The organism is Necropsobacter rosorum, assembly GCF_964241405.1.
GTDB classification, from domain to species: domain Bacteria; phylum Pseudomonadota; class Gammaproteobacteria; order Enterobacterales; family Pasteurellaceae; genus Necropsobacter; species Necropsobacter rosorum.
In genome coordinates this window covers 223,043-243,005 of the sequence record NZ_CAXSXF010000003.1, presented here as the reverse complement: position 1 = coordinate 243,005, position 19,963 = coordinate 223,043, and the positions used below count along the sequence as shown (strand labels likewise).

The 19,963-nt window shown below is 46.4% G+C and carries 11 protein-coding genes; 2 read left to right on the top strand and 9 right to left on the bottom strand.

All coding sequences use genetic code 11. From position 1 onward, the window contains the following. Nucleotides 1-58: 58 nt before the first annotated feature. The 7 genes from ACESOH_RS07665 to ACESOH_RS07635 are packed head-to-tail and all read right to left on the bottom strand — an operon-like array spanning nucleotide 59 to nucleotide 7,090. A complete protein-coding gene (locus ACESOH_RS07665) occupies nucleotides 59-1,177 on the bottom strand; it encodes a lytic murein transglycosylase (protein ID WP_373100596.1) in 1,119 nt (372 codons plus the stop codon). Nucleotides 1,178-1,234: 57 nt separating this feature from the next. Beyond that, nucleotides 1,235-2,038: a glycosyltransferase family 2 protein gene (locus ACESOH_RS07660; RefSeq protein ID WP_373100595.1), complete on the bottom strand. Its 804-nt coding sequence runs from the start codon at nucleotides 2,036-2,038 to the stop codon at nucleotides 1,235-1,237. Then, nucleotides 2,038-2,922: a glycosyltransferase family 2 protein gene (locus ACESOH_RS07655; protein WP_373100594.1), complete on the bottom strand. Its 885-nt coding sequence runs from the start codon at nucleotides 2,920-2,922 to the stop codon at nucleotides 2,038-2,040. Before ACESOH_RS07655 ends, ACESOH_RS07660 begins: the two co-directional genes overlap by 1 nt. Next, nucleotides 2,922-4,103, bottom strand: coding sequence for a hypothetical protein (locus ACESOH_RS07650; RefSeq protein ID WP_373100593.1), 1,182 nt, complete (start codon nucleotides 4,101-4,103; stop codon nucleotides 2,922-2,924). Before ACESOH_RS07650 ends, ACESOH_RS07655 begins: the two co-directional genes overlap by 1 nt. Beyond that, complete coding sequence (locus ACESOH_RS07645; RefSeq protein ID WP_373100592.1) at nucleotides 4,104-4,877, bottom strand: glycosyltransferase family 25 protein; 774 nt, start codon at nucleotides 4,875-4,877, stop codon at nucleotides 4,104-4,106. Nucleotides 4,878-4,935: 58 nt separating this feature from the next. Next, nucleotides 4,936-6,123 (bottom strand): lipopolysaccharide biosynthesis protein, encoded by a 1,188-nt coding sequence (locus ACESOH_RS07640; RefSeq protein ID WP_373100591.1) that lies wholly within the window; start codon nucleotides 6,121-6,123, stop codon nucleotides 4,936-4,938. Next, complete coding sequence (locus tag ACESOH_RS07635) at nucleotides 6,113-7,090, bottom strand: polysaccharide pyruvyl transferase family protein (RefSeq protein WP_373100590.1); 978 nt, start codon at nucleotides 7,088-7,090, stop codon at nucleotides 6,113-6,115. Before ACESOH_RS07635 ends, ACESOH_RS07640 begins: the two co-directional genes overlap by 11 nt. Nucleotides 7,091-7,273: 183 nt before the next feature. On the opposite strand from ACESOH_RS07635, the gene ACESOH_RS07630 reads away from it, so the two are divergent. Then, entirely contained in the window at nucleotides 7,274-8,023 is a 750-nt protein-coding gene (locus tag ACESOH_RS07630; protein ID WP_373100589.1) for a YdcF family protein, read from the top strand. Nucleotides 8,024-8,534: 511 nt separating this feature from the next. Here the strand turns inward: ACESOH_RS07630 and ACESOH_RS07625 are convergent. Then, nucleotides 8,535-15,494, bottom strand: coding sequence for a YadA-like family protein (locus tag ACESOH_RS07625; RefSeq protein ID WP_373100588.1), 6,960 nt, complete (start codon nucleotides 15,492-15,494; stop codon nucleotides 8,535-8,537). A 2-nt stretch (nucleotides 15,495-15,496) separates the two neighbouring features. Beyond that, nucleotides 15,497-17,494: an ESPR-type extended signal peptide-containing protein gene (locus tag ACESOH_RS07620; RefSeq protein WP_373100587.1), complete on the bottom strand. Its 1,998-nt coding sequence runs from the start codon at nucleotides 17,492-17,494 to the stop codon at nucleotides 15,497-15,499. An 805-nt stretch (nucleotides 17,495-18,299) separates the two neighbouring features. Here ACESOH_RS07620 and ACESOH_RS07615 point away from each other — a divergent pair. Beyond that, entirely contained in the window at nucleotides 18,300-19,418 is a 1,119-nt protein-coding gene (locus ACESOH_RS07615) for a Fic family protein (RefSeq protein ID WP_373100586.1), read from the top strand. Nucleotides 19,419-19,963 lie beyond the last annotated feature (545 nt).

Here is a 19,963-nt window from a genome sequence, read left to right as displayed (position 1 = left end):
AAACGCACCGCACTTTACCTCAATCGGTACAAGACGGATAAGGCGTGCAGCCGGCGGTTTAATTTCCGATCCGTTGTTTGATCCGATCGGCGAACATACCGATACTGACGGCAAAATAATTGGATTTATTCCAATCCAGAATGGTGCGGAAATTATTAGAAACCAGAAAAGCCCGTCCGACATCCTGATCCGGACGCACCAGCCATAATTGCGCTTGCGCCAATGCGGCCAGTTTTTCCTGTTCCTGCGCACTCGGCGATTTCAGGATCACGCCGAGCGCCTGCCAATCCCGTAAGGAGCGGGCTTTGCCTTTTTCCGTGCCGGACAGACTTAAATCCACATACTGCGTTAAGCTCACCTCCACGCCCCAAGGCAGTTTATCGTTCCAGCCGACGGTATGCAGATAATTGGCGATAGAGGCGAAAACATCATAATGGTTAGCCCAGATATCTTTTTCACCGTCATTATCGCCATCCGCCGCATAGCTTAAATAAGAACTCGGCATAAACTGCGTCTGCCCCATTGCGCCCGCCCAAGAGCCCAGCATTTTATCCCGCCGGATATGGTCGCGCTCCAGCATTTTCATCGCCGCTACAAATTCCCGGCTGAACAGCGCCTCGCGCCGCCCGTCAAAAGCCAGTGTCGCCAGCACGGATAAGACATCATAATTGCCCTGATAATAGCCGAAGCTGCTTTCCATGCCCCACAGCGCCAGCAGATATTCTTTCTGCACGCCGAAACGGCGGCTGGCGGCTTCCAGTTGCGGCAATTGTTCCCAATAACGTTCTTCGGCAATATCCACTTTATTAGTCGTCAGCACGCGGTTGACATAATTGGTGACGCCGTTCGGATTCACCACCGGTGGCAAACTCGGATCACGGCGTTTGGCTCTGCCCGCCTGCTGCCAGTCGAGATCCACCGCTTTTTGAATATAACGGATATTATTCTGTTCATTCAGCACTGCCGCGGACACGCCCTGCCCGGCGGCTTTGGATTTTAAAAACCGCACATAATCATCAAAATTCTGCCATGTCCGCGGTTTATCATACGCCGCCGCGCTATCGATAGCTTTTATCGGGGCATAATGCCCGTTTTCGTTCTGATTGTGATTGCCGGCGCAGCCTGCCAGAATCAGCGCCGCGGCGCAGAAGGCTAAGCGGATTGAAGGTTGACGCATTTTACTTTCCTCACTGATACAACGCCTTGTTTGTCCAAGGCGATAAAAAATAACAAATTACTTACGCAAAAACCGATACACTACCTGTAGCAGCGAAAGCGGTAATAAACGCGGGATCACGCGCAGGGCGAAAATCCCTAGCCCGGAGAGCGTACCCTGCATATGTAAACGGCGCTTCAGTTTAAATAAATGCCATTCGCAGCGGGCTTGTGCCAGACCGCGGCGGCGGCCGACCATGCCGTTGCCGACCCGCGCATACACCAGAATATCCGGCAGATTCGCCACCTGCTGAGGATATTGCGCCACCAGATTAATCCATAAGTAATAATCTTCCTGCAAATCCTGATAACCGCCCACCGCCTGCACGGCGGATTTTTTATACGCCACCGTCATATGATTAAACGGACAGCGCCGGCGGGTAAACGCCACAATCTGTGCCGCACCGGTCGGCACCCGGCGATAACTGACGATATGCTGAATATCGGTACCGAATTCGGCAATTTGCCCGCCGACAATCACCGTGTCGGGATGTTGCCGAATAAAAGCCGCCTGTTTTTCAAATCGCTGCGGATCACAAATATCATCGGTATCCATACGAAACACCCATTCGTGCGTACAATGGCGCAGCCCCTCGTTTAACGCCTGACCCAAACCGCGGTTCTGCGCCAGCCGGACAATATTCAGCGGCAAAAATTGTTGATAATTTTGCACCGCACTTTCCAGCGCCGGAGTGAGCGGGCCGTCAAACACCAGAACGATTTCATCCGCCGGCAGGCTCTGTACTTTTAAACTTTCAAGACATTCAAGCAGATATTGCGGATTTTCTTTAACATATAAAGACATTAATACGGAAAATTTCATTAGATAAACCTTTTCAAATTAATCGCCAGCCGCGGCGAAAGCAGCGTAATCACCGCGATAAACAGGGATTTAACACGACGATCAAGTTTAAACATGGCGAAATAGTATTTTGCGGCACGGCGCGACAAATTCATCATATGCGGATAAGCCAGCATATATTGCGCGTTCAGCGCAAAGTTTTTACGCTGCACCGCCGTCGTAACATATTTTTCGCCAATTACGGCGATCGCTTTTTGCGTATTCGCCGTATTGGTGGAAACACTGGAACGTTTGGTGTGAAAACTACAGCGGCTTAGCGGCTGATCCACATACAGCGGGCGAAACGCCGCATCGCTGACCAGTTTCAGCACAAACTCATAATCTTCCAGCGAAAGCAAATCGGTGGATAAGCCGCCTACTTGCAGAAACAGCGCTTTGGTCAGCCCGATCATCGGCATACCGCCGATTTTATTGGCGCGCAGAATATTGTCTAAGGTCAGCGCCCGCACGTCCGCATAAGGGTGAGTAAAATAGGTGAAATGTTCGTTAACCATCACACATTGCGCCGGATGATACACAAAATTCGCCTGCGGTTGCGCGACGATCGCCTGTGCCAGCACTTCGCATTTATTATCGGCGAACCGGTCATCATCATCTAAAAACAGCAGCCAGTCGTGCGCTGCCAGCCGGGCGCCGATATTGCGGCTGCGCGCCGCCCCCTGATTGGTGTCATTGCGCACCACGCGAACCGGAAACGGATAAGCCTCCGTCACCTCAACGGCGTCCGGCGAGCAATCATCAACAATGATCACCTCAAAATTATAACGGGTTTGCCGCCGCAAGCTGTCCAGCAGCGCGGGGATTTCCGTTTTGCGGTTATAGGACGGCACGATAATACTAAACATCAATCACTCCCCTTACGGTTAAATAACAGCCGGTTTTTCCCCTCTCTGCCGAACAGGGACAACAACATCAGCAACGCCAGCATAATGCCCGGAAAGGCGTAAGTATCCGCCTTAATATTCAATACCGACAGAATAAACAGGGTCGATAAGGTAAAAATCCGGCTGCCGTCAAACCAATTGAGCGCGATTTTACGCACAAAATAAGCGGTAAACAAAAAACACACCAGCACGTTCAGCACACCGCCGTACAGCGCCTGACGCAAAAAGCCGCTGTCGGTGCCGCCGTAATATTTGCCTTCCGGCGTCACATAATAGCCGTCGCCGAATAACAGCTGGCGCCACTGCGGCATAAATAAATGCTTTTGCATCAGGGTATCGGTGGAAGAACTGGTTAAGCCGCGGTGATTTAACACATTAATCAACGGTTCCAGCGCATGCGCCACATACTTGTTTTCGGCATAATTCAGCGCCAGCAAAACGCACAGCGCGGCAAACAGCAACAACGCCGGAATATAGCGCCATTTAAAATACAGGGCGATGCTGATAAGCGACAGAATTAAAAAAGTGCGGCCGGAAATCAGCCCGATAAATAACATCAGAAATAAAAACACCGCACTGATATTATTGTGCCGTTTATTGTATGCCAGCAGAAAATGCAGCAGCATCAGATAAAACGCGCTGAGCTGAAAAAACGCCGCCGAGGTAAGATTATACAGGCGGTATTCCTGCTCCGAGCCGTAAAAACGCGGCAGCAGCACATGGGTGGACAGCGCGGCATCAATGGCGAACGAAAGCCCAATCAAAGCCAGCAAACCGATAAATGCCTGCACGGCAATGCCGATTTTCAGATCGCGCACCATCCTTGCCTGCCCGTCCGGCGTGAAATAAAACAGGTTATAAATGCCCAGCGCAAACACAAACAAAATCAGGGTTTTGCTGTATTGCAGCAGCACGGAAAAATCTTTGCTGCCGTGTATAATCAGCGGTAAAAAACTGAATAAGAGCAAGCCGATAATCACGGCGAAACTGTCCAGCGGAACGATTACCCCGTGCGGCAATTGGTTCCGCCACCAACGATATACCAGCCAAAGCAACGCCGCCGCTCCGCACAAAAAGGCCATGCGAAAGACATGAAACAGCCACGGATCATAGAGATAAAACAGGTTAAATAATGCCGACATTCATCGTTTTCCTAAATTGCGTTTAACCGCCAAACATTTCTTTGCCGGATATTTCAATAATTTCTGCCATATATTATGTTGCAGCGAACCGCGCAGCGTTTCCAGATTACTGGTAAGCTGCGGATTTTCGATCACCATTAACGGACGGATCACCGCGATATCCAGCCCGAATTGATCGCCGAATAAAATATAATCGTCCGCCAGCCAGAACGGGCGCTGCGGCTGCGATAAAAAGGCGCCAAGGGCGGATTTTCTGATTAAATAAGCCACCGTGCCGGCGAAATAATTACGGTACGGATAGGCATATTTGAAAGCACAACCGCTGATCGGCCGGCGTAAACAGGAAAAGGTGGTCGGGTAATTGATTTCCAGTTCCCAATGGTTAAAGGCGGGAATTTTCGATTGCCCGATTAAAATAATATCCGCCCCGATCCGTTGCCGTATAATGCAATCCAGATTCGCCTGAAACGCCGGCGCCAATAAAGCATCGTCCTCACAGATCAGACAATATTCGTCCGCGGCGATACCGTCGTCTGCCGCAATCAGGCGATACACCGCCAGATGGCTGAGCGTACAGCCGATTTCGCCTTTGGTCACCGCTCTGCCGTAACGACGTGCAAACTCGTCCGCCGCAAAAAGTGCGGTCAGTTTTTCGTCGGTTTCCGTCATGGTATTGATGGCGCTGAAAACCCGGAAATCGCGGGTATCGGGCTGGGCAAAAAACAGCTCGCGGCGGTGAGCGTCTTTATCCAAGGAAATCAGATATTTTTTCATTTCTCTTCCTATTTCTGGTTCGCTTGTCAGCAACTATCCGTTATGTCGGCATCGGCGCTTACACCGATTGTGCGACCGGAAATTTATAATAATACACAATGGAAATCAGCAAACGTGTCAGACTTGCGCCGATTAACGCATAGCCGACGCCGTACAGGCCCTGCGTTTTAAAGCAGAAAAACAGCAGCACCAGCACGAAAATCGAGATCAGCTGACGGGTGAATAATAACACCTGTTTGCCTAAAATCAGCATATTCTGCGACAGCACCCAAGACAATCCCGCCAGAATCGAATTAATGATAAACAGCAACAATGCCGGCGCAGCCTGCGCATAACGGGCGCCGAAAAAGAAGGTGACGACCGCTTCGGCCAAAACCGGCACAATCGCCACCGCACCAATGCTCATGGCAGCGATCAATACTAACACCGGCTTAATCCGGTTGATGTTATTCAGCAGGCCGGAATAATAATAATCCGCCAGCATATTGATGAATTTCGTCAGCAACGCATCAAACGCGATGCACACCGTATAAAGTCCCAGCGTGTAATTGCCCATTAGCGACACGATCAGAAACTTATCCAGATTCACCGTGGTGGCGCCGAAAGTTTGCAGCAGATTCTGTTTGATCCAGTTTTTGCCGAAAAAACGCAAATCAATGGCGGTAATCTCATTTTCGCGTTTGAACTTCGTCTCAATTTTGCCCAGATAATATAAACAGCACAGCGCCTGCACGGCGGTCAGCGCCGTCAGCAGATACACCACCGCGGCGATATGCTGTTCGCCGAACAGCATATAATACACCCCGTACAGTAACACGGCTAAAATCGGCTGTTGTAGGGAAAGCAGGCGATAAACGCCCAAATTGGCGTCGATTTTGCTGTTTTCCAGCGTAATGGTCAGCACCGCGGTCAGCACCACATTGAGCACAAACAGGGCATGCAAATCCGTAATGTTAAACAGACACAAAGCCAGCACGGCAACCAGCGCGGCGATAATCAGAAAGCCGAATACATAATAGCGCCAATAGTGATATTGTTTGCGGCGCATGCACAATGCCAGCGCAAAACCGACCCCGCCGGCGCCCACGGTCACCACATAAGTGACGGCGGTCACAAATAATTGGAATGCGCCGCGTTCGTCCACGGTCAGCAGGTGAGCCAGCAAAAAGGAACTCACCATCGTCAGCCCGGTACTGACAATCGTGACCAGCAGCAGGCTGAGCAGGTTGCGATGATTACCGTTCATATCGTGTTGCGAAGTCGATCGCGTTCGTCCATTGATTGTAATAAGCGGAATTTTTGCCGTAAGAATTATCGCATACCTGATTCGGCAATTCTAACAGGCAGGAAAAGATATGCCCGTGCAGCCGGCTGGTCACGACGGTGTCATAACGCAGAAATTCCGCCCGCGCCCGTTCAATCACATTCAGCGTGTGGCGATACCACATCGCATTCACCCAATTTTTCACGAAGGTCAAATGCAATTTATTGGCAACCCGCGCCAGACGGCCGCACAGCAGTTCATAGTTGACATCTTGCTTGCTCAGAATATCTTCCCAGTCTTTCACCGCGGCATGTGGCGGCAGTGTGGCCTGAATGTCTTTTTCCAGCCGGCTGGCTTCAATATCTTTGCGTAAAAAATACAGAATATTTTCTGTTGATTTTTGCACCGCACTTTTCACTTTCGGCGTCAGCACGCCATACAGCTGATGGGCCATATCGGGCGATAAAAATACTTTATCGGAAAATTTACCCTGCATTAATTCAAAGGTCGCCTTATCGCGCGCCAACAAATAGCAATCGCGGTGAGCGGAAAAAATCGCCGCCGATTTTTCCAGCGCCGCCTGATCGGAAAAATACGCCGTTTGCGGCAGCACAATAATCCGGTTATGCGGAAACGCCGCCACCAGCGCTTCACGCAGACGCTGAATAGCCGGATACAAATCGCCGAAATTGCCGCCGCCGTGGCACAGCAGCGTGGTGGTCGGCTTGACATATTTTTTCACTTCGTCAAGAGCAAAACTCTGCAAACAGCGCCGCAGGCGGACATGCACGCCGTAATCGTTAAAAAACCGTTCCGTACCGGCATAAATCAACAGATCCCCGACGTTTAAATGCAACGGGTAATCAAAATACAACACATCGTTTTTATCGATAATCAAGTCAAGAATCTTTTTCAATTCCTGCTTAAGGGAAACTAACACTTCATTCATTTTCTACCCGTTTTACTTGTTACATAACGATCTTCGCCAAAGGGAAGCATTTTAAAGCATAACGCCGACAGGCTTAAGCGTCTTTACAAAATATTCTAACCGCTTTATGCTTGCGCAATCCGCACAACTGCTATTTTGACAACGGACTCGCATGATAGTTCTTTATGGATAAGGTATAACTCTATGTATGCACTGACAAAATTTCTCACCGCGCTGGCACTTCCGCCGTTTAACGTGTTAATTTTATGGCTGCTGGCATTATGCTTCGGCTATCTGGAATACAAAAAACTCAGCTACGCCTGCGGCCTGCTCGGCATCCTGATCCTGTATATTTTCAGTATTCCCTATACTGCGCAAAAGCTACAGGACAGCCTGATCATTGAAGATAATCTGACGCTCGACGATTATAACACGGCGCAGGCTATTGTGGTGCTGGGCGGCGGACTGCGTGACAGCAAAGAGTTGTTCGGCGCCCTTGCCGTGCCGCCGATTCCGCTGGAACGGTTACGCTACGCCGCGTATTTACATAATCAAACGCAGCTGCCGGTTTTAATCAGCGGCGGCAACCCGAACGGCAATTCGGAAGCCAAAATCATGGCGGATGAGTTGCAAACCTTCTTCCATGTCCCGACCCAATGGCAGGAAAAACAATCGCACACCACCGCACAAAACGCCCGTTTCACCCATGAAATTCTGGCGAAAGAAAAGATTAAACGCATTATTCTGGTGACGAATCAATGGCATATGCAACGCGCGAAACTGTTATTTGAAAAACAGGGGTTTGACGTTTTACCGGCAAGCGTCGGCGAAGGCATAACCCCGGCTTATTATCCGCTGAATCTGATGCACTTTATCCCGCAGGCCGGCGCCATGCCCGCCAATATGCAGGCGCTGAAAGAATGGCTCGGCTACTGGAAAGAAAAAACCTTTTAACCCACACCGCCGGCATCGCTTCGAACAATAAAAAGTGCGGTGAAAAATCAAGCTATTTTCGACCGCACTTTACCCGACCGGCAATTCGCTACACCGACCGATTTTAAAAATAAAAAGTGCGGTGAAAAATTACGTTATTTTCGACCGCACTTTACCCGAGCGACAATTCGATACACCGTTCGATTTTAAAAATAAAAAAGTGCGGTGAAAAATCAAGCTATTTTCAACCGCACTTTACCCGAGCGGCAATTCAATACACCGACCGATTTTAAAATAAAAAAGCACGGTGAAAAATTAAGCTATTTTCGACCGCACTTTACCCGACCGGCAATTCGATACACCGACCGATTTTAACATAAAAAAAGTGCGGTGAAAAATTAAGCTATTTTCAACCGCACTTTACCCGCCTTAAAAGCCAAGCCGATTGCACCGACCGATTTTAACATAAAAAAAGTGCGGTTAAAAAACACAAGGAATTTTAACCGCACGTTGTTCAGGTCAGATTACCGGATTACCATTGATAACCCACGCCGACGGAACCGCCCACATCGCCCTGCGTATTGGCATTACCCTGTAGCTTCAGGATCACTTTACCGTTATCGCTGGCGCGGGAATAGCCCACCGCCACGGCGCTTTGACCTTTGAAGGTACCGGCTGATGCCGCCACCATGGATTTACCCGGAATATATACTTGCGGTAAACCGGCTGCGGCATTCGCACCGGCGATACCTGCGCGAAGATCTTTATTGTTACGGTTGAGCCGGTTGTACACATCGCCCATGCTTTGTTTCAGCTGGCTGACGTTCACCGCATCGGTATCCGCCGAACCGCCTTTCACATTGTGGATCTGACGGGCTTCACCGTTATTGCCGGCAATGCTGATTCCGCTCTCGTTGGAAGAGATCGTGGTCGCATTATTGCCGCTGCCGATTTTCACGGAATCGAATGTCGGGTTCATTGAGGTTGCAATGGCGACATCGTTGCCTTTGCGGGTGATCTCAATATTGTTACCGGCATTAATATTCACCGTATTACCGGCTTTCACTTTCGCCGCTTTCGTATCGCTGCTTTCGGTCACTTTACCGCTGCTGCCTTCAACTTTGGTAGAGTGCAGATTCCAGCTGACATTATTCACCGTATTGGCAACGGTGGTCGCATTCACCACGCTTGAACCGTCGGTCGGCGCCGCGACGGTGCCGTTGTCATTCACGGTTAAATCCGTCGTTTTCACGTCATAAGACACGCTGGTGACGCCGTCTTTGGTGGTGACGTTGGCGGAGGTGCCTTTACCGTTCACATAGTTCACGCTGTCACCCGGATTAATCAGCGAGGTGGAACCGTCGCTATTGGTTGTGCGCCAGCCGCTGTTGTTAATCGCGTTGATCACATCACCGGTGGTGGCAATCTTAGTCGGTGTAATATCACCGGATGCCACGCCCGTGGTGGTATTGGTCGTGATATTGCCGGTATCCACGTTATATGTCACGTTAGTACCGTTCACTACCGCAACGGTGCCTGTGCCGTTATTAAAGCTGACGGTCTGATTGCCGACGGTCGTCGCGTTGGCATCATCATTATTGCCCGTCAGTTTCCATTTCACCGATTCCGTCGCATTGGCAATATTATTGTTAATATTGGTGATGTTTTCTTTCAGCTGATCCACATTCACCGCATCCGTGCCGTTTGTACCGGCAGATACGTTGGTGATTTGGTTGCCGCCCATATCCACCGTTGAATTAGGCGCCACGCTGAAGTTATGTACCTGCGTATCACCGGTCACCGTTAAGTTTTTAAAGGTGACGTTTTCTTTCGTTGCGTAGGTATAAGTCACATTGCCGTTGGCATCAACGCTTTGTGTCACCTGCATATTATCACCCGCTTCGAAATTCACCGCTTTACCCGGATTAATCACGGTTTCGGTTGCGCCGCCGGTTGCGGTGGTCGAATTGGTGATCCAGCCGGACTTATTAATCGCATCAACCACATTGGTGGCGTTGACAAAATTAGAGCCGTCGGTGTTATCGGCAACTTTCACCGTTCCGTTCGGATTGGTGGTGACGTTACCGGCTAAGGCGTTCTTCACGTTGGTGGTATTCACGCTTAAGTTTACGGAACCGTCGGTATTATTGGTTACGCTGACGGAATTATCGCCGGACACCAGATTCACATCAAAGGTCACATTCGAACCGCTGACATTGGATTTCGTACCGACACCGTTGACAAAATTCACCTGATCGCCGAATTTAATCTGCGCCGTTTCAGTCCCGGCGTTATTGCCGACTTTCCAATAACCGCTGTTCACCGCGTTGATAATATCGGTCACGGTAGCAAAACCGTCATTGCCCGCCACTAAAGAACCGTTGGTCGTGTTGCCAAAGGATCCGGTTTTTACCGATAAATCGTAAATCGTCTGACCGTTGGCGCCGGTAGAGTTGGTGACGTTTACGGTGTTATCCTTAGATGTCACTTCCGTTTTCGCCGCCGCAACGGATTTATTTAACTGATTCAGATTCACCGCATCCGTACCGTTAGTGCCGTTTGCGACATTGGTAATGGTGGTGTTGCCTGCGTCAATGCCGGTTGAATTGATTGTCACCGGCCCGACCACTACGCTGTCAAAACTTGAGTTCATATTGGTCGCGATAGAGATTTTATTCGCCGATTGGGTAACATTAATGTTTTTACCTGCATCAATCGTCACCACTTCACCCGCTTTAATCTGCTCTTCTGTCGTACCCGTTACATTACCGTCAGATTTTGAAGTCGTCAGATTCCAAGACACATTATTTACCGTATTGACAATATCACCCACGGTCGCCACTTTATTTTCATCACCGCTTTTCGCCGCGGCCGTACCATTGGCATTCACTTGCGAACCGCCGGTGATTACTTCCAGTTTGCCGGTGGTGCTATTGGTGTTAATGGTTGTGCCGTCGGTGTTGACCGCTAAATCATAAATATTCGCACCGGTGGTGGCGTTTTGTGAAACATTGACCGTCACGGATTTATCTTTTGACGTCACTTCTTCTTTAGACGCCGCCACGGATTTATTTAATTGATCCAGATTCACCGCATCCGTGCCGTTGGTGCCCGCAGTCACATTGGTGATTTGCGTATTACCCGCGTCAATACCACTGGAATTAATCGTCACATTGCCGACTTTCACACTGTTAAAGTTGACATCATCGGTCGTGGACAGATTAAAGGTTGTTCCGTTTTGTACAATCTTGATATTTTTACCTGCATTGTAGGTCACGGTTTCGCCGGCTTTCACTTTGGCGGTCGCATTGCCTTCCACCTCACCGTTAGTGCCGTCAACTTTACCCGCAACGGTATTCCACGACACATTATTAATGGTGTTGACAATATCACCGATGGTCGCCACATCCGTGGTGTTGCTGCCGTTCTTAACTTCGGCTGTGCCGTTGTCATTAGTAGTGGTATTACCGCTCACCACTTCCAGCGCACCGGTGGAACTGTTGGTATTGATAGTTTTACCGTCAGTATTAACAGCTAAGTCAAAGACATTTGAACCATTTGCGTTTTGGGTAACGTTAACTTTAATGGACTTGTCATTTGAAGTTACTTCTTCTTTAGAAGCAGCGATTGAGCTGTTCAACTGGCTGACATTCACCGCATCCGTTGCATTGGTACCCGCAGTGACATTAGTAATTGTGGTATTACCCGCATCAATGCCTGTGGTGGAATTAATCGTCACATTGCCGACTTTCACACTGTTAAAGTTGACATCATCTGCCGTGGCATAAGTAAAGGTACCGTTTTCCTGTTTCACTTTCAGGTTTTTACCCGCTTGGAATTTCAGGGTTTCACCGGCTTTCACTTTATAGTCGGCTTTTCCTTTTTGATCTTCAAAATCACTGGTGTCGCTGCCGATTGTCGCTACAAAAGAAGCATTGTTAATTGCATTGGTTACTGTGGTTGCATTAACCAGATTAGCGCCGTCGCCGCCGTCCACTTTTACTGTGCCGTTATCATTAACAGCCAGATTTGTGGTATTGGCAACGATTTTATCGCCGTCCGTTTTAATGGTGGAATTATCCACATTCACACTGTAGGACACATTGGATACCGTACCGTTTTCGGTAACAGTCACATTCGCCACCGTATTGCTACCGTTAACAAAGTTAATCTGATCACCGGCTTTTACATCATCGACTTTAGTGCTGTTGTTATCACCAAGTTTCCAGGATACATTGTTCGCCACATTTACCAAAGTAGTGGCATTTACCAGCTGATCGCCGGCAGTCGCATTATTGGTAATATTCGGTACAACCGCTTTACCGTTGCTGTCCACTGTGGCATTACCGGTAATATTATTACGCACCTGAGTCTCGTTAACCGAAATATTGACATAACGGATATTGTTATTCGTTACCCCGGTAACATTAACCGCACCTTCGCCAACAAATTTCACTTCATTGGCGTTTTTCACCGTATCGGTATAATTATTGCCCTGAGCGGAAACCACCCAGCCCATATTCTGCAGATCACGCACGGTGGCAGCGGAATTTAAGGTCGTTTCCGGTAAGTTGGTTAAATTCACTAACGTCGAGCTGCTTGCAGTTCCGTTCGGATTGGTATTAACGGTTTGTGTATTTAATACCGAACCTACACCGGTAATCTGTGTCGGCTTACCGTTAGTGGTAATATTCAGCGCGTTTACCGGCATATTGCTTGCATTATTGTTTGTGGCGTTTGTGGCCGCTTCCGCACTAAAGTTGACTGTCGGCGCACTGCTGTTTGCCCCATTACCGACGGTCAGCGTGGTGGTATTCACATTATTAAATGTAACATTATCTTCCGTAGCATAAGTGAAAGTACCGTTGTCCTGTTTCACTTTCAGGTTTTTACCCGCTTGGAATGTCAGGGTTTCACCGGCTTTCACTTTGTAGCTGGATTTGCCTTGCTGATCGGTAAAATCAGTTGCATCTTTGCCGATTGTCGCCACAAAGGAAGCATTGTTAATCGCATTGGTTACTGTGCTTGCATTAACCAGATTTGAACCGTTAGCATCATCCACTTTTACCGTGCCGTTGTCATTTACCGTCAGGTTAGTAGTGTTCGCAGTAACTTTGCCGTCATCACTGGTTTTAATAGTAGAATTATCCACATTGACACTGTAAGACACATTGGATACCGTACCGTCATCATTTACAGTCACATTCGACACGGTATTAGTACCGTTAACAAAATTCACCTGATCGCCGGCTTTTACATCATCCACTTTTTGAGCTGTGCTGTTACCCAGTTTCCAGGATACATTGTTAATCGTGTTAACAATATCGCCGACTGTTGCCACACTGCTTGCGTTACTACCATTTGCCACAGCGGCGGTACCGTTAGTATTGGTTGTGGTATTACCCGTTACCACTTCCAATGCGCCAGTCGTAGAATTTGGCTTAATGGTTGTATTATCCGTATTCACTTCAACATTATAAATAGTCTGACCATTTGCCCCTGTCGAATTGGTAACATTAACGGTCTTATTATTTGAAGTCACTTCAGTTTTGGTTGCATTTAACTGGCTAAGATTTACCGCATCCGTTGCGTTAGTGCCGTTAGATACGTTGGTAATTGTCGTATTACCTGCGTCAATGCCGGTTGTATTGTTAATTTTTACCGGGCCGACAGTTAAGGTATTATTAACCGTCACATTGCTGAATGTCGGATTTTCGCTAACGGAATAAGTAAAGTTCTGCCCATCTTGCTTAATCACCATATTGTCACCGGCTAATAGAGTAACGGTCTCGCCGGCTTTAACCTGTTCATCGGATTTAGTACCGGCTTGAGTACCCGTACCGTTGGTGCCTGAAGTGATATTCCAAGACACATTATTCATGGTATTAACAATATCGCCGATAGTCGCCACATCCGTATTATTGCTGCCGTCCGCCACTTTCGCCGTGCCATTACTATTGGTTGTGGTGTTACCGCTAACTACTTCCAGCGCGCCGGTGCTGCTGTTAGTGTTAATGGTTTTACCGTCCGCATTGACTTCAACATTATAAATCGTCTGCCCCTCTGTACCGGTAGAGTTCGTTACCGTCACAGTTTGGTTTGCTGACTTCACTTCCGTTTTAGTTGAATTTAACTGGCTGAGATTCACCGCATCCGTTGCGTTAGTGCCGTTTGCAACATTGGTAATGGTGGTGTTACCTGCATCAATACCTGTGGTGGAATTAATTGTTACATTGCCGACTTTAACGTTCTCAAAACTTACATTATCTTCCGTAGCATAAGTAAAGGTACCGTTTTCCTGTTTCACTTTCAGGTTCTTACCTGCTTGGAATACCAGAGTTTCACCGGCTTTTACCGTATAGTTGGATTTACCCTCCTGATTAGCAAAAGTCGTCGTATTGGTGCCGATTGTTGCTACAAATGAGGCATTGTTAATGGCGTTAATCACGGTGCTGGCATTCACCAGATTTGACCCGTTTCCATTGTCATCAACTTTTACCGTACCGTTATTATTTACTGTCAGATTAGTAGTATTTGCCGTAACGTTGCCGTCATCACCGGTTTTAATGGTAGAATTATCCACCTTCACACTGTAAGACACATTGGACACCGTACCTTCATCATTTGCAATAACGCTCGACACGGTATTAGTACCGTTAACAAAATTCACCTGATCACCGGCTTTCACATCATCAACTTTAGTGCCGCTATTATTACCCAGTTTCCAGGATACATTATTTACATAATCCGTTAGATTATTCGCAACAATATAAAGCTGAGAACCGTTAATCGCTTCGGTAGAGTCGGCAGTGATATTCCCCGCCGCAACATTAATAATTTTGCGTTCATCGCCTTTAGCACCAATGCTGACATATTCGCCGGAATCTACGGTGTTACCTGCAAATCCACCATAGGTAATATTATTTACTTTTGCGGTAGAACAACCGACAACAGAAGCATCGCCTTGCGAAGAATCACCTAAAATTACGGAATCTTTGGTTGTCGCACTCACATTGTTACCCAGCACGCTGGTATTTTGTGCAGCCGAAGAAATGGTATTGTTGTTACCAATGGCACTGGAATTCACGCCGGATACATTGTTGCTGCTACCAATCGCAATAGATTGCATTCCTGAAGCGTTCGCCTCCGTACCGATAGCAATACTATTTTCTTGGCTCGCACTGGCATGATACCCCTGAGCGATGGCACTTTCCCCGCTTGCGTTTGCATTATTACCCAGCGCAATGGTGCTTTCATTGCTTGCATTGGCATAATAGCCGCCGGCAAAAGCATAATCGCTGCTTGCATTAGCATAACTGCCCACAGCTGAAGAATAATTTGCCGAAGCATTGGCACTACCGCCTAATGCCGATGAATAGTCTGCTGAAGCATTTGCATTTGCGCCCAGTGCTGCCGACTGAATGCCGCCGGCTTTTGCCTGACTACCAATAGCCGTTGCATAATCCTTTGTAGCCTTAGCATAATAACCCATGCTTACCGTGCTGTTTCCTGTCGCCAACCGACATTTACCGCACCGGTGCCGGTGCTGTTACCGGCAAGCGCAATAGCAGAATTTCCTGTGGCATTGGCTTTATTCCCCACCGCAACCGCGTTATCACCATCGGCATTGGTATGAATACCGAATGCCAACGCGCCGCCTTGACTGCTTGTATTAGCTGAGTTATTCGCATTGGTTTTAGCACCATAACCGACCGCAATATCATCATTCATTGTTGCATTTGTCGATTCACCGATTGCAACCGTTCTTAATCCGGCTGCTTTAGATTCGTTACCAATAGAAACACTGCCTATACCGGACGCGTTTGAATTAATCCCGATAGCCGTTGCATTTTCAGCGCTGGCTTTAGCCGCAACACCGGCAGCTAAGGCATTATTGGCTGTAGCTCCATCATTTTTATAGTTGTCTTTCTGTGTGCTATTATCATTTACGCTATAGTAATGTACGCCATCGCCGGCGTTTCCGCTCGTTGCCGTTGAAGATATAGTGAAATTGCTGCCACTTTGCGTAATATTAATATTATCCCCGGCAATAAAGGTTACCGTTTCACCCGGGTTAACTAATTCCTTGCTTGAACCGGTATTCGTTCCTGTGCCGGTTTTGTTAGAGGTTGCATACCAACCGGTGTTTTTCACCGCAGCAGCCACATCCGCAACCGTTGCCACACCGGTCTGTGTGCTGTTGGCAGCGATAGTACCATTATTGGTTGTATCAAAACTGCCTTGTTTAACATTTACTGTTACCGTTGCATTAGCACCGCTGTCTTTTGCTTCAGCAACAACTTCGGTTAAATTACCATCTTTAAATTGGATATGAGAATTATTATTAATACGCGCAACAGAGCTATCGCTCGTGTTATGCACATTAAAGCCCATATAATTTAAAACATGATAAAGCTGTGAACCGTTAATCGCATCGGTAGAATCATTAGTCACCCGACCCGCTGCCACATATTGAATCTGGCGTTCGGAACCGTTAGTACCGATAGCCAATACGCTGGTACCATTGGCTTTACTGGCAGTCATAATCGTATCACTGCCAGTCGTCGGTATTGTTACCGCCTTATAAGTTCCGGCATATTCCTTGGTTTCATTCACCCCTGAAGCATTTAAAAAGGTCACATTGGTGGAAGACTGTTCATTATTAAATGCCCCTGCTACCGATTTCGCCCCTAACGCCACCGATAGCGCAGAAGTATTACTGACCGAAGACGACTGACCAATAGCAACGCCTAAATCGCCATAAGCATGGCTATAGGTCCCAAGAGATACGGAACCATGACCTTCAGACTGGTTAACAGTCACTGTTGGGATTCCTACACCATTGCCTAGCGTTCTAGTTCCTTGAGTAGTACTTGCCCCAGATGAACGTCCGATAGCAATAGATCCTGCTTTCGACGTTGCCGCCAGCACCCCTTCCGCAATAGAACTTTTTGCTCCGGCTCTAGAAAATGCGCCTACGGCTAACGCATAGTCACCTTCCGAATAAGCCCCATTACCAATTGCCGTACTGGAGGCAACTAGTCCATTCCCTTTGCTTTTTGAATTAGCCGTGGCACCGGCACCAAATGCCAATGAGTCGGAACCGGCAAAAGCATCTAACCCAATAGAAACCCCAGAACCTACCGTAGTAGCATTATAACCAATCGCCATACCGCCGGCAGTAGTGCCACCCTCACTATCCGATGTGGTAACTGTTGAAGTATTAACAACCTTAGACCCCTTACCAATTGCAACTTCCATATCAACATCGGTTGAACTTGTTATGTCCCCATCAATGTTAGTCGCCGTTGCCGCCAGTGCCGCCCCGCCGATTAAACAGCCGCCCGCCGCTGCAACTGAAAGTGCTAACACCGCAACGCCTTTTTTCCGGCCGGAAGAGGATTTCGTTTTCCCTTTCGCTTTATCTAATTCCGAAACAGCAACCCAGGTTTGTGTAGCATGATTCCAAATTACTTTAAAAATTTTGTTCATTATATGATCCTTAATTGAGATAAAAGTGAGAGCGCGCCGCATGTACCGGAGGGAGTGAAGACTAAACCTTCCCTGTTTTTATCCTTTTACATTGAAATGCCTGATGATGTTTTGAGGATATGATTTTTACGCTGAGGATAACACGATGACTAACTCTAAAATCCCTGCCATATTATAGACAATTAGTTTTTATTCAATTAAGAACGCCAATATTTGCACTTCTTTACATAACCTGAAACAGATTTTAGAAATCATGCGTTTCTTATTCATTTAAATGAATTTTTTTCATTTTAATTGACACAATTCAGCACCGAATCCCCCCAGAAAAAGCCACACCCCACCGCTCGAATTTCCGCCTTAACGAAGGTTCCGGGCAATAAGTCATTACCTTGCGGATTTCGCTAACCCTGCTTATTATTTTGATGAAAGTGCGGTCAATAAATTCCTGGTTTTCTCTCAATTATGTCCGCACTTTTAAAGGATACCCGCTCTGATTTTTAAGTTATCGGAAGAACATCCGAGCGGGTTGGATAGTAAAAATTAACGTTAAAAGATCAACTAATTGATTAGCACCTCGTTTTTGATAGACTAATGTGTTAGTCAATCAAAATTAACATTAAAAGATTGACTAATGGATTAGCGCTTCGTTTTTGATCGACTAATGTGTTAGTCAATCAAAATTGACGTTAAAAGATTGACTAATGGATTTGAGCTTCGTTTTTGATCGACTAATATGTTAGTCAATCAAAATTGACGTTAAAAGATTGACTAATGTATAAACAGAATAAATCAGGAGAGAGCTTATATGCTAAATTTGGATAATGCAGTAACTTACCATTACGGTAAATTCCCTCCACAACAACTTGAATATACTAAATTTATATCACAGCTACTTAATGCGACTTCAGCACTTGCCAGATACGATCAATGTTTGAAAAGTATGAAAAATAGTGAGATTTTACTTGCCCCACTAAGAAATCAAGAAGCCGTCATTTCTTCCAGAATGGAAGGTACGATTAGTACGATGGATGAAATTTTACAATATGAGGCAGATTACGGAGACAGTGAACAATATTCCAGTGAAGTTAGGATGGATGTCATAGAAACGATACTTTATCAAAGAACATTAAAAAATGCACAAAGAGCTATTTCACAGGGCTACCCACTAAGTAAATCAATGATTAAAACGATGCATCAACAGTTACTGTCTTACGGACGTGGGGCAAATAAATCTCCCGGTTATTTTAAAAATGAACAAAACTATATAGCTGATACCGGAAGAAAAAATATTTTATTTGTACCGATATCCTCAATCGACTTAGAATCCGGATTAGATAATTTATTTAACTATATTAATACTTCAGAAGATCCAGAACTAGTAAAAACAGCTATCACACATTTAGAGTTTGAGGCTCTGCATCCATTTAAAGATGGTAACGGCAGAATAGGAAGAATGTTAATTACTTTAATGCTATGGTCTTCTAAGCAAATATCGGCACCTCATTTTTATATTAGTGGATATTTAGAGGATAACAAAAACATCTATATAGATATGATGCGTAATGTTTCAAAAACGGGTAATTGGGATGATTGGTGTGGTTTCTTTATTAAAGCAATAGAAGAACAAGCGATTAAAAACCTGGCTATATCAGAAAATATACAAAATCTATATGAACAAATGAAAATCGAACTTACTAATATTCTTTCATCAAAATGGACAGTCAATGTATTAGATTTTATATTTACTAACCCTGTATTTAGAAATAAGAATTTTACTTCTAAAAGCGGTATTCCAACCGGAACCGCAAATAAAATCATAAGTACGCTGGTAGCAAATGATATTTTAGTTCTAAAAGACAAAGCATCTGGTCAAAGATCAGCACTTTACTCCTTTGAACGTCTAATGAAACTAGTGAGAGTATAATAATTAAACGCATCTAGGGTAGCTCCCGAAAGCAAGAAACCTTATCTTGTTGGTGCGTTTCTATCAATAGGAACAATTATTGGTTTTGGCCGCACGAACTTAAATCCGCCGGTAAAAGCCAATCAATTCCCGCATCCGATCCGCCTTTCACAAAACGTTATCCGCTGGAATTTAGAACAAGTGAACGCGTGAATTGAAAAACAAAAATCCGCGCAGGCTTAAAGAGAGGAAATATGATAACAACTAAAACTTAGGAAAGCCTTGAAAATACAGGCTTTGCGGCATATTTAGTAAAACGCTGTTTTAACGACTTAATAAAATCCTACTAAACGTACTAAAACTCAAGGATTGAGTAGTATCGCATTGGTGCGCATTGGATAATAAAAAGCCTTGAAATGAGTATTTTCAAGGCTTTTCGGTGTTCTTTGGAACGTATAAATTGTTAAATTGGTGCCTGAGCGAGACCTGATCTAAGTCAAATAAAACCTTGTCATTACTGAATTTTAATTTTCTAAAACTTCAACCGTATAACTAAACGTATAACT

Bases quoted from the DNA above. Each gene is read 5' to 3' on its own strand.
- ACESOH_RS07665 (WP_373100596.1), bottom strand. From the start codon at position 1,177: ATGCGTCAACCTTCAATCCGCTTAGCCTTCTGCGCCGCGGCGCTGATT.
- ACESOH_RS07660 (WP_373100595.1), bottom strand. From the start codon at position 2,038: ATGAAATTTTCCGTATTAATGTCTTTATATGTTAAAGAAAATCCGCAA.
- ACESOH_RS07655 (WP_373100594.1), bottom strand. From the start codon at position 2,922: ATGTTTAGTATTATCGTGCCGTCCTATAACCGCAAAACGGAAATCCCC.
- ACESOH_RS07650 (WP_373100593.1), bottom strand. From the start codon at position 4,103: ATGTCGGCATTATTTAACCTGTTTTATCTCTATGATCCGTGGCTGTTT.
- ACESOH_RS07645 (WP_373100592.1), bottom strand. From the start codon at position 4,877: ATGAAAAAATATCTGATTTCCTTGGATAAAGACGCTCACCGCCGCGAG.
- ACESOH_RS07640 (WP_373100591.1), bottom strand. From the start codon at position 6,123: ATGAACGGTAATCATCGCAACCTGCTCAGCCTGCTGCTGGTCACGATT.
- ACESOH_RS07635 (WP_373100590.1), bottom strand. From the start codon at position 7,090: ATGAATGAAGTGTTAGTTTCCCTTAAGCAGGAATTGAAAAAGATTCTT.
- ACESOH_RS07630 (WP_373100589.1), top strand. From the start codon at position 7,274: ATGTATGCACTGACAAAATTTCTCACCGCGCTGGCACTTCCGCCGTTT.
- ACESOH_RS07625 (WP_373100588.1), bottom strand. From the start codon at position 15,494: ATGGGTTATTATGCTAAGGCTACAAAGGATTATGCAACGGCTATTGGT.
- ACESOH_RS07620 (WP_373100587.1), bottom strand. From the start codon at position 17,494: ATGAACAAAATTTTTAAAGTAATTTGGAATCATGCTACACAAACCTGG.
- ACESOH_RS07615 (WP_373100586.1), top strand. From the start codon at position 18,300: ATGCTAAATTTGGATAATGCAGTAACTTACCATTACGGTAAATTCCCT.